This is a genomic window from Pseudomonas sp. FG29 (assembly GCF_057809355.1).
In genome coordinates this window covers 1-14,513 of the sequence record NZ_JBMDJU010000027.1, presented here as the reverse complement: position 1 = coordinate 14,513, position 14,513 = coordinate 1, and the positions used below count along the sequence as shown (strand labels likewise).

The following is a 14,513-nucleotide window of genomic DNA, read 5'->3' as shown; positions in this document are numbered from 1 at the left end:
GCACTTAAGCGCCGCGATGAAAAAATTAGCCGACCTGGCTACGCCACCAGGCCTGCGCGGCCAGACCATCCTGAATCTTCTGCTCCTGGCGGGCAAGTTCATCCTGCCATTGCCCCATCTTGCTCTCGAGAAACTGGGTGATGACCTTCTCGCTGCGCATCGCCGCCAGCAGCTCGCGCTGGATGCGCGCCAGGTTCTCCTCGGCCAGCGCCAGCTCGCGGCGCTGCAGCTCGACCATCTTGTACAGCGTGGCCTTGTAGCGCTGCTGGTTGTCACGCTGCAGCGGCGTAGTCATCGGTACGGTAAAACCGCACAGGCGGCTGAGGCCGGCAATGTTGTTGCGATAGCGCTGGCACAGGTTCTGCTGATAGGCGACGCGGCCAAGCATCTGCTGCACCTTGTTGCCACGCAGGCTGGCCAGGCGTCCGAGTACCTCGATCTGCTGCTTCATTTGATGATGCTCTGCAAGGTGGCGATGCTGGCGCCGAGCTCGGCACTGGCACCGACCTCCTGGCGCAGGAAGCGTTCGAGGCTCGGCGCCAGCTGCACCGAGCGGTCGGTCTTGGCGTCCATGCCGGGCGTATAGCCGCCCAGCGGGATCAGCTCCTTGATCTTCTCGAAGGTGCTGTAGAACTCCTTGAACTGCCGCGCCGCGCCGAGGTGCGCGGGCTGGCCGACCTGGCTCATGCAACGGCTGACCGAGGCGGCAATGTCGATGGCCGGGTAGTGGCCGACATCGGCCAGGCGCCGTGACAGCACGATATGGCCATCGAGGATGGCGCGGGCGCAATCGACGATCGGATCCTGGTGGTCGTCGCCCTCGGCCAGCACGGTGTAGATGGCGCTGAGGCTGCCACGGCCGCTCTCGCCGTTGCCGGCACTTTCCACCAATTCCGGCAGCATGCCGAACACCGACGGCGGATAGCCTTTGGTCGCGGGCGGCTCGCCAAGGGCCAGGGCGATCTCGCGCTGGGCCATGGCGTAGCGGGTCAGCGAGTCGACCAGCAGCAGCACGTCCTGGCCCTGATCGCGGAAGTAGGCGGCGATGCTGTGGCACAGCTCGGTGGCCTTCAGACGCATCAGCGGCGACTCGTTGGCCGGCGCCACTACCACCACCGCCTTGCGCAAGCCTTCCTCGCCAAGCGAATGAAGAATGAATTCCTGCACCTCACGGCCGCGCTCGCCGATCAGGCCGACCACCACCACATCGGCCTTGGTCTGCCGGGTGATCATCCCCAGCAGCACGCTCTTGCCCACCCCGGAGCCGGCGAACAGGCCGACACGCTGGCCCTTGCCGAGGGTCAGCAGGCCATTGATGGCGCGTACGCCAACGTCCAGCGCCTCTTCCACCGGGCGCCGCTTGAGCGGATTGACCGTGGGCAGCTCGACCGGCAGCGGGTCGCGGCCATTGAGCTTGCCGCGCTCGTCCAGCGGCTCGCCGAGGCCGTTGACCACGCGACCAAGCCAGGACTCGTCGATCTGCAGCACGGCTTCGTCCTTGGCCGGAAATACCCGCGAGCCGGCGGCCAGGCCAATCGGCTTCTTGAACGGCATCAGATAAGTGATATCGCGGTTGAAGCCGACCACCTGGGCATCGAGCAGACTGCCATCGGCCTGCTCGACACGGCAACGCTGGCCGGTGCTGCGCTGGCAGCCGAGGCTTTCCAGCAGCAGGCCGGAGACCCGCACCAGGCGTCCGGCCACCTTGGCCAGTTGCACGCCATCGAGCGAGCGCAGCGCTTCGTCGAGTTTGTAGTCGAGCATCGTGCGCGGCCCCGGCTCAGGCTTCGGTCAAATGCAGGTGTTCGGACAGGGTGTCGATGCAGGCATCCAGGCGCTGCTGGCAACCCACATCGGCCTCGGCCTGCGGCGTGACCACGCGGCACTCGCCCAGCGCCAGGCGCTCGTCGGCGACCAGCTTCCAGTTCGCCGCACGCTCCGGCGCCACCGCCTTGATCCGCGCGTATTCCTCGGGGCTGAGCAGTACCTGCACGTCTTCGGGCTCGCCCGGCATGCTGGCCAGGGCCTCCTCGACCAGCGCCAGCAACTGCGTCGGGTGCAGGGTAAGTTCGCAGCGGATGACCTGCTGCGCCACCTTCTTCACCAGCTCCAGCAGCTCCTGACGGCGCTTGTGCTCCAGCTCACCGAGGTATTGCTCGACATTCTCGCTGATCTGCTGCAACGGCTGCGCGGCCTGTTCGAATTCGCGTCGGCCTTCGCTGCGACCTTCCTCGCGCCCCTGACGCAGGCCCTCGTCACGGCCCTGTTCGAAGCCGGCCTGGCGCCCGGCTTCTTCGCCCTGCTGCAGGCCGTCCTGGTAGCCCTTCTCGATGCCCTCTTGAAAGCCATCGGCGATGGCCCGCTGCAGGCCGGCGGGGTCGGCGCTCCAGTCCGCGGATGCCTGGCTGATGCGCGGTGGGAAGCGGTAGGGGCGCCAGTGGCGGGTATCACCCTTGATCATCTTGACCGTCATGTCATTCCACCGTCTGTTCGCGGAACAGTTGCACCTGCAGTTCGCCGTTGGCCGACATCTCGCGCACCACGGCCATGATGTCCTTGCGTACCTGCTCGACGCGGCTCAGCGGCACCGGGCCCTGGCGCCGGTTGATCGACTCCATCTGCTGCGCCTGGCGCTTGGGCATGGCGCCCTGGATGGCGCGCACCAGCTCGGGCTCGGCGCCCTTGAGGGCGACCACCCACTCTTCCAGCGGCACGGCTTCGAGCAGCGCCTGCAGCACGTCCTGGTTCTGCCGCGAGAGGATGAAGAAGTCGTACATTTCGTCTTCGATGCGCTCGACCAGCTGATCGTCGTGGGCACGCAACAGCTCGAACATCTGCGTCCGGTCGCCCTTGAAGCGGTTCATGATATCCGCCGCCTGCTTGATGCCGCGCACCTGCGAGCCCTGGGTGCTGAGCACCGCCAGGCTGCGTTCGATCAACTGCTCCAGCTCGGCGATGACGTCGCTGTTCACCTCGCTGAGGTTGGCGATTCGATAGAGCAGCTCGTCCTGGCGCTCCTTGGGCATGCATTCGAGCACCTCACTGGCCATGCCCGGCGGCAGGAAGGCGAGGAACACCGCCTGCATCTGTGCGTGCTCCTTGGCGATCAGCGCGGCGAACTGCTTCGGGTCGAGCCATTCCATCTTGGCCATCTTGGCGCGGATTTCCTCGCCGTAGATGCTGTCGAGCAGCGAGCGAGTGATCTCGCTGCCCAGCGCCTTGCTGAGCATGCCATCGAGGTAGCCACGCGAGGCGCCCTTGATGCTGCTCTGCTCCTTGTAGTCCTCGAAGAAGCGGCCGATGACGTCGGAAACCATCGGCTGCTTGACGTTGGACAGGCGCGCCATGGCCTGGCTGATGGCGACGATCTCCTCACGCGAGAAATGCTTGAGCACGCCGGCGGAGATCTCGTCACCCATGCTCAGCATGAGGATGGCCGCCTGCTCGGACGAGCTGAGCGAGCGATTCTGCACGCGCAGTCGCATTTCCTTGGCGGTGGACGCCGTGCCGCTACGGCCTTCAGGCTGGTTTGAGGTCTCTTTCATTGCGCCCTATCCATTGCTTGATGACTTCCGAGACGCGCTCGGGATCGTTCTTGGCCAGCATCTGCAGGTGTTCGATCTGCATTTCCAGACCCGAACCCGGGGCTGGCAGGCGAATTTCCGACAGCGGGCTGAGCTCGCTCAGCATGCGCGCGCCCGGGGCGTCGTCGCCCACGCGGGTCAGCAGACGCTCACCACTGCGTTCGCCCTGAAGCGCCAGCGCATCGTCATCCGTGGCCGCCACCGGCGTGGCCAGGCTGCGCTGGCTGAGGCTGCGCACGGCCGGGCGCACCACCATCAGCAGCAACAGCACGCTGATCAGGGCGAACACGACCAGCTTGGCCAGGTCATGCACCTTGGGGTTTTCCCACCAGGCCAGGCCATCGGCGCCGAACTCGCCCATGCTGTCGGCGGTGAAGGGGAATACGCTGAGGGTGAGCAGATCGCCACGGGCCTGGTTGAAACCGACTGCCGTCTTGATCATCGCCTCCATCTCGGTGCGCGCCTCCGGTGTCCAGCCGCCCTCGGGGGCGGCAGCGGCATTGAGCACCACGGCGATGCTCTGCTGACGCAGGCTGAAAGGGGCGTATTTGACGTGGGTGACGCTCTGGTCGTAGTCCAGCTGGCGATTGGATTCCTTGCGCAACGAGGTCGCGGCCTGGTTGGCGTTATTGCCCTGCGCGCCGGCCTGGCCCTGCTGCTGATTGGCTGCATTGGCGGCGTTGGCGCCCTGGTTGCCCTGGGCATTGGCAGCGGGCGGCGGGCGGTTGGCCAGGGAGCCGGGCACGCCGAGCGCCAGTTGGTCGAGTACGCTTTCGTCACGCAGCACTTCGTTGCGCAGGCGCGGGTTCTCGCCATAGGCCTGGAAGGTCTCTTCCTTCTGGCTGAAATCGATATCGGCGGACACGCTGATGCGGTAGTTGCCGCCACCGACGATCGGCGCCAGCACCGACTCGGCATTGGCCACGGCCTTGCTCTGGTAATCGTCGACCACCTGCCAGTTCTGCAGCGGCCCGCCCAGGGTGTCGATGCCGCGCGAGAGCAGCGCGCCGTACTGGTCGACCACCTGCACATTGGCGGCGTCCAACTGCGGCACGCTGCCAGCCACCAGATTGACGATGGCGCTGACCTGCTCCGGCGCCAGCTTGTAGCCCGGCGCCAGTTGCAGCATCACCGAGGCCTTGCCCGGTTCGCGCTTGCCGACCACGAAGGAACTGCTTTCCTGCAGCGCCAAGTGTACGCGCGCGCCCTGCACGCCCTTGAGCGCCATCACCGTGCGCGCCAGCTCGCCCTCCAGGCTGCGCTTGAGGCGCACGTCCTGGACGAACTGGCTGGTGCCCAGCGGCTCGTCCTTGTCGAACAGTTCATAACCAGCCGGCACCTTGACCTGCACGCCCTTGGCCGCCAGCAGCATGCGTGCGCGACCGAGCTGATCCTCACGCACCAGCACCTGGCCGCTCTGCGGGTGCAGGCGGTAGCTGATGGCGTCGCCATCGAGCACCTGCATCACCTCGGCCGCCGGATAGGCTTCGCCGGCACCATAGAGCGGGCGGAAACTGCCCGAGTCACGCCAGAGGTAGAACACCACGCTGACCGCCAGCAAGGCGGCGACGGCGGCCAGGCCGAACAGGGCGATGCGCGGATCGATTTTCAGGCCGCCGACGGGCAGCTTGCTCTTGATGGTCTGCAGCACGCGAGGCTCCCCGAACCGCTTACAGCGGCAACTTCATGATGTCGTCGAAGGCCGTGGCCAACTTGTTGCGCACCTGCATCAGGGCACTGAAGGAAACGCTGGCCGTCTGGCTCTGGATCATGGCGCCGACCAGGTCATCGCTCTTGCCACTGTCCACCGCCGCCATGGCGGCACTGGAAGCGTGCTGCTGGCTGTCGACAGCGCGCACCACCTCATCGAAGGCCACCGCGAAACCGGAATGCCCCGGCTGGGTGGCGAAGTCCTGCGCCGGCTTGATGACCGCCGCATCGCTCAGGCTCTTGAGCTGTTCCATGCGGCCCAGCAGATCCTGCTGTACCTGGCTGATCGAGTTCATCCTTCGCTTCTCCTAGACGGGAATCTGTACGCCCTGCTCGCGCATGGCGTTGAGGCGGTAGCGCAATGCGCGCGGGGTCATGCCCAGGCTTTCGGCAGCCTTGGTCTTGTGCCCGCCGAAACGGCGGATGGTGTCGATGACATGCTGGTATTCGGCCCACTTGCCACTGGCGCGCAACGCCGCCTTGCCACCCTCTAGCGCCTGCGGCTGCATACGCAGGGTCGGCTCCAGGCTGGCAGCTGGCGGCACGGCCAGGCCGAGATCCTGCGCCTGGATGTACAGGCCGTTGCGCAGCACCAGGGCACGCTGCAGGCAGTTCTCCAGCTCGCGTACGTTGCCCGGCCAGTCATGCGCCAACAGCGCGCGGCAAGCGTCCTCGGTGAGCAATTCCTGGCCAGCATCATGTGGGGCGTACTGACGGATGAAGCGGCGCGCCAGCGGCAGCACGTCGTCCTTGCGCTCGCGCAGCGGGCTGATGTGCAGCGGCAGCACATCGAGGCGGAACATCAGGTCGGCGCGAAACCGCCCCTCGGCCACTTCCTGCTGCAAATCACGGTTGGTGGCGGCAATGATGCGTACGTCCAGGGTGATTTCCCGACGCCCGCCCAGGCGCTCGACGCGCTGCTCCTGCAACACGCGCAGCAGCTTGGCCTGGAGCGCGAGCGGCAGTTCGCCAATCTCGTCGAGCAGCAGGGTGCCGCCATTGGCCAGCTCGAACTTGCCCGGCTGGGCACTCACCGCGCCGGTAAAGGCGCCTTTTTCATGGCCGAAAAGAATGGACTCGAGCATCTGTTCGGGAATCGCCGCGCAGTTCACGGCGATGAAGGGCGCACCGTCCTGTGCCGAGAAGCGATGGATATAGCGCGCCATCAGCTCCTTGCCCGTACCGGTTTCGCCAGTGATGAGAATGGGCGCGCGGGTCATGGCGACGCGCTGGGCCATCGCCAGCAGGCGGCGACCGGCCTGCGAACAGGAGACGAAGCCCTCCTCGCCCGTACTGGCCGACTCCTGGCGGCGCAGCAGCGCGTTCAATTGCGCTTCGCTGAACGGCGCCAGCAGGTAATCGACGCAGCCCAGTTCTAGCAGGGCAGCAGCCTTTTCCTGGTCGGCATACTCGACGACAGGCACCACGCCCACGCGTCCGGACTGGCGCAGGATCGCCCCGACCTGGGCATACAAGGTGTTGCCCGCCAGGCTGCTGACGAACACCAGCACCAGGCTGGCCCCCTCCAGTGCCGACGGGTCGAGTTCCAGGCAACTGGCAAAGCGCCGTACCGGAAAGCCCTGACGCTGCAGACCACCGGTCAACAGGCGCTCGCTGGCAGCGTCGGCCTGACCGATCACGACAATATGTGGCTGCTGCAACTGTTGTACGAACAGTTCCTCGCAGGCGTAACTTACCGTTTGAGTTGAGTGCTTCAAGGTAAATCACCCGTTGTCTTTATCTGCCAGTCGATTCATTCGACCAGCGTTTGAAACTGCCAACTCGGTGACAGATTTTTTTCACTCGGCCCCTTAATCTTTCGAAACTTTCCGTCGCTCTTGATGGTCAACAGGGGCACCTCGGCGACCCTCTTCGTTTCTGCGCGGCAAGTCACGGCGCGGACGTTAACAAGCGCACAGAAAACCGCCGAATTACTTTGCGTTAATTGCTGTCAATGCGCCCCAGCTGCCATCAAAAACAGCATTTGATATCTATTGATTTAATTTCCCGCCCCCTCGCCCCCTAGACTCCCCCTCGTCATCACTGGCCTGCGCGCTGCTGCCAGGATGATTCTGGCGCCTGGGTCGTCACGTTCACGACACCCGCTTGGTTGCCTGTCAATGTCGCCTGCGCTGCCCGCTGGGCATCTTCGGTGGCCCACGCCGTTACAACCAGGAATACAGCCCACAACATGACTGGCATTAAAAAAGTCCATCATGGCGTGCCCGCCGACAGTCTGACCCGGTTGAAACCGCAGAAACTCGGCCGGCACTACCACAAGATTCCTCACTATATTCGCGAGCTTTCCAGCAAGTATCCGCGGATCATCAGCGACTATTTCCTGCGCAACTACCGAATCAATCTGGAGTTGCTCAAGGTCGACGTTCACGAAGCGGTAGAACTGGACGCCGAATGCGTCTATCGCTCGCCGTATGGCAAGGTCGGTTTCTCCATCGACCGTCCTCTGCTGACCGAAGCGCTGGAGTGCTACTACGGTGGCACCTGCCTGCCGAACCACGAAGCGCCGCCGATCAGCACCTCCGAGCAACGCATGCGCACGCGCCTGGGCATGGACGTGACCCAGCTGTTCGCCCGCTCGATCCTCGCCGGCAGCACCTTCGGCAAGCTGGAACCTCATGACAACGCCTACGACGAGGCGGTCTGGGAATACGTGGCGCAGTTCCACTTCACCAGCCACATCACCGGCAGCCAGGCGTCGATCTTCATTTATCTGGACACCCAACTGGTCGACGAACTGACCAGCCGCCTGACCCCTCCGGCGCCTTCGTCGCAGACCGGTAACTCGCTGAACCAGATCCGCGAACTGCCGGTACGCCTCGACTGCGTGGTGGCCAACCTGCAGATGCCGCTGTCGCAGGTGCTCGCCCTGCGTCCGGGCGACGTGCTGAGCATGCGCCTGCTGGAGCGCTGCGAGGTGCAGATCAACCAGCAGAAGTTGTTTCGCGGCGTCATCTTCGAAGAGGACGGCTCCCTGTTCCTGACATCTCTTGAGAGCGTGAAGACCCCATGAGCAGCTCCATTTCCGATAACGATTTCGACAGCCTGATCAACGACGCAGGCCTCAGCGGCGACGAGTCCTTCAGCGAGCCCGCCGCCGAGCCCGCAGCGACCCTGCCGCATCAGGATCTGAGCTTCTTCGGCAAGATCCCGGTCAACGTCACGCTGGAAGTGGCCTCCACCGAGATCTCCCTCAAGGAGCTGATGGACGTCGATGCCGGCAGCGTCATCGCGCTGGACAAGCTGGCCGGCGAGCCGCTGGACGTGAAGGTCAACGGCGCGCTGTTCGCCAAGGCCGAAGTGGTGGTGATGAACGGCAACTACGGCCTGCGCATCGTCGAGCTGTCCGGTACCGGCCTGAACGGGATCGGCGCATGATCGCTCGCCGCCTGCTGCACACGGCCCTGCTGCTGGTAGCCCTGGGCTGCCCGCTGCTGGCCCAGGCCGCCGGTGGCGACATCACCCTGTTCAACTTCAACGACACCGAGAACGGCCAGACCCTGAGCGTCAAGCTGCAGATCCTGCTGATGATGACGCTGCTGGGCTTCCTCCCGGCGATGTTGATGATGATGACCTGCTTCACCCGCTTCATCATCGTCCTGGCCATCCTGCGTCAAGCCATCGGCCTGCAGCAGAGCCCGCCCAACCCGATCCTCATCGGCATCGCCCTGTGCCTGACGCTGCTGGTGATGCGCCCGGTGTGGCAGGAGATGTACACCCAGGCCTACGTGCCCTTCGAGGCCGACGAGATCAGCCTCGAGCAGGGTCTGGGCGAAGGCAAGCGGATCATCAGCCGGTTCATGCTGGCGCAGACCAACAAGAACTCGCTGGAAACCATGGTCAGCCTGGCCGGCGAGAAAATGCCCGAGGATCTGGCCCAACTGGATTTCGCCCTGCTGCTGCCGGCCTTCGTCCTCAGCGAGCTGAAGACCGCTTTCCAGCTCGGGTTCATGATCTTCGTGCCCTTCCTGGTCATCGACCTGGTGGTGGCCAGCGTGCTGATGGCGATGGGCATGATGATGCTGTCGCCGATGATGATCTCGCTGCCCTTCAAGCTGATGGTGTTCGTGCTAGTCGATGGCTGGACGCTGCTGATTGGCACCCTTACCACCAGTATCCAGCCCTATTAGCGAGGCCCGCGCGATGCTCACGCCCGAACACGCCGCCGAGCTGGTGGCTCATGCCGTCTATATCACTGGGCTGATCGTCTGTGTGCTGGTGGTGCCGAGCCTGCTCGGTGGCCTGCTGGTGAGCATTTTCCAGGCGGCTACGCAGATCAACGAACAGATGCTCAGCTTCCTGCCACGCCTGCTGATCACCCTGGGCATGCTGATCTTCGCCGGGCACTGGATTCTGCGTACCCTCAGCGACCTGTTCATCGAGACCTTCAGGCAGGCCGGGCATCTGGTGGGCTGAGCCATGTCCGAACCCGTGCTGCACGCCACCAGCTACCTCACCAGCCTGCAGGCCTACTGGTGGCCGTTCTGCCGCATCCTGGCGCTGTTCAGCATGGCGCCGCTGTTCAATCACCGCGCGGTCTCGGTGCGCGTACGCATCCTGCTCGCCCTGGCGCTGACCGTCGCACTCGGCGCGTCGTTGCCGGACATGCCGCTGATCGATCCGCTGTCGCTCAAGGGGCTGCTCACCGCCCTGGAGCAGATCAGCTTCGGCGTGCTGCTGGGGCTGACCCTGCAACTGGTGTTCACCATCTTCATGCTGGTCGGCGAGGTGGTGTCGACGCAGATGGGCATGAGCATGGCGCGCTACAACGACCCGGTGAACGGCGTGTCGTCCTCGTCCATCCTCTACCAGCTGTATTTCATCGCACTGGTGCTGCTGTTCTTCGCCATCGACGGCCACCTGGTGACGGTCAGCGTGCTGTACCAGAGCTTTCTGTTCTGGCCGGTGGGCAGCGGCCTGCATTACCTGGGCGCACAGAGCTTCGTGCAGGCCTTCGCCTGGGTACTGGCCGCCGCGGTGCTGGTGACCCTGCCCATCGTCTTCTGCCTGACCCTGGTGCAGTTCTGCTTCGGTCTGCTCAACCGCATCTCGCCAGCGATGAACCTGTTCTCGCTGGGCTTTCCCATCAGCATCCTGATGGGCCTGCTGTGCGTATACCTGACGCTGCCGGACTTGCCCGACAACTATCTGCATCTGACCCGCGAGCTGCTCAACGGCATCGGCGTGATCCTGCGCGAGGGCGGCAATGTCTGAGCACAGCAGCCAGGAAAAGACCGAAGAGGCCTCCGCGCACAAGCTCAAGAAGAGCAAGGAGGACGGCCAGGTCGCGCGCTCCAAGGATCTGGCGACCACCATTTCCCTGCTGGCCACGCTGTTCATCCTCAAACTGTGCGCCGGGATGTTCATGGAAGGCCTGCACGACAGCTTCCGCCTGTCCTACATCCAGTTCGGCCACAGCGAGATCGGCCTGGATGATCTGGATACCCTGCTCGGCTACAACATGCTGGTATTCATCAAGCTGCTCGCGCCGCTGCTGCTCACCTCGCTGCTGGTCGTGGTGCTGTCGCTGATCCCCGGCGGCTGGGTGTTCTCCGCGAAGAACTTCGCGCCCAAGCCGAGCAAGCTCAATCCCATCACCGGCCTGGGGCGGATCTTCTCCGCGCAGAACTGGAGCGAGCTGCTCAAGTCGATCCTCAAGGTGCTGGTGCTGCTGGGCGTGGGCTACCTGCTGGTGCGCAGCGCCATGCCCGAGCTGATGGCCTTGCAGCGCACCAGCGTGGTCGAGGCGATCAGCGCGGCGCTGGATCTGACCTTCAATCTGATCCTTTGGCTGCTGCTGATCTTCGTCCTGTTCTCCTTCATCGACATCCCGCTGCAGCGCTTCTTCTTCCTCAAGAAAATGCGCATGACCAAGCAGGAGCGCAAGGAGGAGCACAAGAACCAGGAGGGCCGCCCGGAGGTCAAGGCGCGCATCAAGCAGTTGCAGCGGCAGATGCTGCAACGACAGATCAGCCGGGTGATCAAGAAAGCCGACGTGATCATCACCAACCCGATGCACTACGCCGTGGCCCTCAAGTACGACAGCAAGAAGGCCCAGGCACCTTTCGTACTGGCCAAGGGCGTCGACGAAACCGCCCTGTACATGCGCCAGATGGCGCAGAAGCACGAACTCGAAGTGGTGGAGATTCCGCCACTGGCGCGTGCCATCTATTTCACCACCCAGGTCAACCAGCAGATCCCGGCACCGCTGTATACCGCCGTGGCCCACGTACTGACTTACATCCTGCAGCTCAAGGCCTGGCGCCAGGGCCGCAGAAGCAAGCCACAACTGGCGAGCAACCTTCCGATTCCCGACAGCTTGGCCAACAGGGGCTGATTCATGAACCTTCTGCAGCAACTCGCGCCCACCTTCCGCAGCGGCCGCATCGGCATTCCGGTGATGATCCTGTCGATCCTGGCCATGGTCATCCTGCCGTTGCCACCCGTGCTGCTCGATGCCCTGTTCACCTTCAACATCGCCATGGCCATCCTGGTGCTACTGGTCAGCGTGTCGTCGAAGAGCCCGCTGGATTTCTCCCTGTTCCCTACGGTGATCCTGATCACCACCCTGCTGCGCCTGTGCCTGAACGTGGCCTCCACGCGCGTGGTGCTGCTCGAGGGCCATACCGGCACCGGTGCGGCGGGCAAGGTGATCGAGTCCTTCGGCGAGGTGGTGATCGGCGGTAACTTCATCGTCGGTCTGGTGGTATTCGTGATCCTGATGATCATCAACTTCATCGTCATCACCAAGGGCGGCGAGCGTATTTCCGAGGTCACCGCGCGTTTCACCCTGGACGCCCTACCCGGCAAACAGATGGCCATCGACGCCGACCTCAACGCCGGCCTGATCGACCAGAACGAAGCCAAGCGCCGCCGCTCGGAAGTGGCCAAGGAAGCCGACTTCTACGGCGCCATGGACGGCGCCTCGAAGTTCGTCCGCGGCGATGCCATCGCCGGCATTCTGGTACTGCTGATCAACCTGTTCGGCGGCTTCGCCATCGGCATGTTCATCTATGACCTCGATGCCAGCCACGCCTTCAAGCAATACGCCCTGCTCACCATCGGTGATGGCCTGGTGGCGCAGATTCCGGCGCTGCTGCTGTCCACAGCAGCGGCGATCATCGTCACCCGGGTCAACGAGTCGTCGGAGATCACCGACCAGGTGCATCGCCAACTGCTGGCCCAGCCCGCTCTGCTCTACACGGTGGCCGGCATTCTGTTCACCCTGGCCCTGGTGCCGGGCATGCCGCATCTGGCGTTCATCAGCTTCGCCGCGCTGGTCGCCTTCATCGGCTGGACGGTCGCGCGCAACGGCCCACCCAAGGAGGCAGCCGACCTGCAACAGGTGGAAGCCCTGGGCAAGGCGATGGAGCAGGAGCGCGCGCAGAACCTGCTGTGGGAGGACATCCCTCTGGTCGAGCGGCTCTCGGTGTCGCTGGGCTACAAATTGGTCGGGCTGGTCAATGAAGCAGCCGGTGCACCGCTGACCCAGCGCGTGCGCGGCGTGCGCCAGACCCTGTCAGAGAGCCTCGGCTTCCTCCTGCCGGAGGTGCACATCCGCGACAGCCTGCGCCTGAAAGCATCGCAATACAGCATCCAGATCAACGGTGAGAAGATCGACGGCGCCGAGTTGCACGCCGACCGCATGATGGCCATTCCGTCACCGGAGCTGTATGGCGAAATCGATGGCATCCTCGGCATCGACCCGGCGTACCGCATGCAGGTGGTGTGGATTCACCCGGAGGACAAGTCGCGCGCGCTCAACCTCGGTTATCAGGTGATCGATTGCGCCAGCGTGATCGCCACGCACCTGAACAAAGTCATCCGCGAACACCTGCCCGACGTGTTCAAGCACGACGATGTCGACCACCTGATGCAACGCCTGCAGGTTCAGGCACCGAAGCTGGCCGAAAGCCTGAAGAGCCAGCTCAGCTACACCCAGCAGCATCGCGTCTATCGTCAATTGCTGCAGGAGCAGGTGCCACTCAAGGACATCGTCACCATCGCCACGACCCTGCTGGAAGCCAGCGAATCGACCAAGGATCCCGTGCTGCTGGCATCGGACGTGCGCTATGCCCTGCGTCGTAGCATCGTCAGCATGATTGCCGGAGAGCGCCAGGAGCTGTCGGTGTTCATCCTCGAGAATGCACTGGAGAACACGCTACTCAATGCCCTGGCCATCGCGCAGCAAGCTGGCCCGGTAAGCCTGGACAATATCCCGGTCGAACCCAGTCTGCTCAATCAGTTGCAGAACACCATGCCAGTGGTGAAGGAAAAACTGCGCAAGGACGGCCACCCGCCGATCCTTACCGTGATGCCACAGTTGCGCCCGTTACTGGCCCGCTATGCGCGCGTCTTCAGCCCGGGGTTGCATGTGCTGTCGCAGAACGAGATACCGGATCGCGTTGGGGTGAATATCCTCGGCACGCTGGGCTAAAGGAAATTCCGTAAGTAAAGCGGCAGGGCTGCGCTGACTCAGCGTGCCGCACTACACCTCCCGGCAAATACCTGGAGCGGCAGCTATGCCTGCTCCTTGCGCCCCTTGCGCATACCCTCGATAAGGTCGATGTAGTCGGCCGACTCACCCAGCAACGCCAACCCGGCCTCGAAGAAACCGGTACGCACATTCTCTTGCGACCACTGGCAGATCATATCGACGTCCACCTGGCGCATCTCACCGTCACGATCACGCATCCTGACCCGCAGCTTCAGCTCGCTCCCAGGTTCAATGGGCTCGTCCCCAAGCAACTTCATCCCGCACTCGGAAACGTCGCCGGCGTAACCGATCAAGGTGTCGCGCTCGCGATCACTGATCTTGATGCGGAAAGTGGAGCGGAAGGTGATACGACTCGATTGACGCATAGGAGAATGCCTTAGTGCTCGCCACGCCTGATTGGATCGCAAGGATCAGGACTCATCAATCGAGATCGTTCAGAAGGAAGTCGCGCATTGATGACCTGTGATTCATCAGAACAGGACGACCATAGCGATCAGGTACTTAAATCCAAAGCCAATGCTGACGCGGAGAAGTTGTAGGAGCGAGCTCTGCTCGCGAAGCCTATCCACTCAACCCAAGGTGCGACGCCGCGTAACGCCATGAGCGCATCCTGTGCGGTACGGTGCGCGCAGCGTGTTTTTTTCGTGCCCAAAGAAGAAACCCCAGACCGCTAGGCGATCTGGGGTTTCGTATAGGAGCTTGAC

Annotated in this window: 15 protein-coding genes; 7 read left to right on the top strand and 8 right to left on the bottom strand. The window is 63.6% G+C overall.

The genetic code is table 11. The annotated features are described in order from the left end of the window. Nucleotides 1-25: 25 nt before the first annotated feature. Genes ACODS1_RS20710 through ACODS1_RS20680 form a run of 7 tightly spaced genes read right to left on the bottom strand, consistent with a single transcriptional unit; the run spans nucleotide 26 to nucleotide 7,012 of the window. The gene (locus tag ACODS1_RS20710; RefSeq protein ID WP_489087146.1) at nucleotides 26-451 is read right to left on the bottom strand and encodes a flagellar FliJ family protein; all 426 of its coding nucleotides are present in this window, start codon (nucleotides 449-451) and stop codon (nucleotides 26-28) included. After that, nucleotides 448-1,764, bottom strand: coding sequence for a flagellar protein export ATPase FliI (fliI, locus tag ACODS1_RS20705; protein ID WP_489087145.1), 1,317 nt, complete (start codon nucleotides 1,762-1,764; stop codon nucleotides 448-450). The genes ACODS1_RS20710 and fliI overlap by 4 nt, the downstream gene beginning before the upstream one ends. Nucleotides 1,765-1,780: 16 nt before the next feature. Continuing rightward, nucleotides 1,781-2,473 carry a flagellar assembly protein FliH gene (fliH, locus tag ACODS1_RS20700; protein WP_489087144.1) on the bottom strand — a complete coding sequence of 231 codons (693 nt, stop codon included), beginning with the start codon at nucleotides 2,471-2,473 and terminating at the stop codon, nucleotides 1,781-1,783. Nucleotide 2,474: 1 nt separating this feature from the next. Then, nucleotides 2,475-3,545: a FliG C-terminal domain-containing protein gene (locus tag ACODS1_RS20695; RefSeq protein ID WP_489087143.1), complete on the bottom strand. Its 1,071-nt coding sequence runs from the start codon at nucleotides 3,543-3,545 to the stop codon at nucleotides 2,475-2,477. Then, nucleotides 3,520-5,235 carry a flagellar basal-body MS-ring/collar protein FliF gene (gene fliF, locus ACODS1_RS20690; RefSeq protein ID WP_489087142.1) on the bottom strand — a complete coding sequence of 572 codons (1,716 nt, stop codon included), beginning with the start codon at nucleotides 5,233-5,235 and terminating at the stop codon, nucleotides 3,520-3,522. Before fliF ends, ACODS1_RS20695 begins: the two co-directional genes overlap by 26 nt. Nucleotides 5,236-5,254: 19 nt before the next feature. Beyond that, nucleotides 5,255-5,590 carry a flagellar hook-basal body complex protein FliE gene (gene fliE / locus ACODS1_RS20685; protein ID WP_489087141.1) on the bottom strand — a complete coding sequence of 112 codons (336 nt, stop codon included), beginning with the start codon at nucleotides 5,588-5,590 and terminating at the stop codon, nucleotides 5,255-5,257. 12 nt (nucleotides 5,591-5,602) lie between these two features. Continuing rightward, on the bottom strand, nucleotides 5,603-7,012 hold the full coding sequence (locus tag ACODS1_RS20680) for a sigma-54 interaction domain-containing protein (protein WP_489087140.1): 1,410 nt from the start codon (nucleotides 7,010-7,012) through the stop codon (nucleotides 5,603-5,605). A 473-nt stretch (nucleotides 7,013-7,485) separates the two neighbouring features. On the opposite strand from ACODS1_RS20680, the gene ACODS1_RS20675 reads away from it, so the two are divergent. The 7 genes from ACODS1_RS20675 to flhA are packed head-to-tail and all read left to right on the top strand — an operon-like array spanning nucleotide 7,486 to nucleotide 13,749. Further along, nucleotides 7,486-8,325 carry a FliM/FliN family flagellar motor switch protein gene (locus ACODS1_RS20675; RefSeq protein ID WP_489087139.1) on the top strand — a complete coding sequence of 280 codons (840 nt, stop codon included), beginning with the start codon at nucleotides 7,486-7,488 and terminating at the stop codon, nucleotides 8,323-8,325. After that, entirely contained in the window at nucleotides 8,322-8,690 is a 369-nt protein-coding gene (gene fliN / locus ACODS1_RS20670) for a flagellar motor switch protein FliN (RefSeq protein WP_322981736.1), read from the top strand. The genes ACODS1_RS20675 and fliN overlap by 4 nt, the downstream gene beginning before the upstream one ends. Next, nucleotides 8,687-9,442 (top strand): flagellar type III secretion system pore protein FliP, encoded by a 756-nt coding sequence (gene fliP / locus ACODS1_RS20665; protein ID WP_489087138.1) that lies wholly within the window; start codon nucleotides 8,687-8,689, stop codon nucleotides 9,440-9,442. The genes fliN and fliP overlap by 4 nt, the downstream gene beginning before the upstream one ends. A 13-nt stretch (nucleotides 9,443-9,455) precedes the next feature. Continuing rightward, complete coding sequence (locus tag ACODS1_RS20660; RefSeq protein ID WP_322981734.1) at nucleotides 9,456-9,728, top strand: flagellar biosynthetic protein FliQ; 273 nt, start codon at nucleotides 9,456-9,458, stop codon at nucleotides 9,726-9,728. Nucleotides 9,729-9,731: 3 nt separating this feature from the next. Then, a complete protein-coding gene (gene fliR, locus ACODS1_RS20655; protein WP_489087137.1) occupies nucleotides 9,732-10,526 on the top strand; it encodes a flagellar biosynthetic protein FliR in 795 nt (264 codons plus the stop codon). Beyond that, entirely contained in the window at nucleotides 10,519-11,649 is a 1,131-nt protein-coding gene (flhB, locus tag ACODS1_RS20650; RefSeq protein ID WP_489087136.1) for a flagellar biosynthesis protein FlhB, read from the top strand. The genes fliR and flhB overlap by 8 nt, the downstream gene beginning before the upstream one ends. A gap of 3 nt (nucleotides 11,650-11,652) precedes the next feature. Next, on the top strand, nucleotides 11,653-13,749 hold the full coding sequence (gene flhA, locus ACODS1_RS20645) for a flagellar biosynthesis protein FlhA (protein ID WP_322981731.1): 2,097 nt from the start codon (nucleotides 11,653-11,655) through the stop codon (nucleotides 13,747-13,749). 83 nt (nucleotides 13,750-13,832) lie between these two features. On the opposite strand, the gene ACODS1_RS20640 is transcribed toward flhA, so the two are convergent. Continuing rightward, nucleotides 13,833-14,174 carry a PilZ domain-containing protein gene (locus ACODS1_RS20640; protein WP_489087135.1) on the bottom strand — a complete coding sequence of 114 codons (342 nt, stop codon included), beginning with the start codon at nucleotides 14,172-14,174 and terminating at the stop codon, nucleotides 13,833-13,835. Nucleotides 14,175-14,513 lie beyond the last annotated feature (339 nt).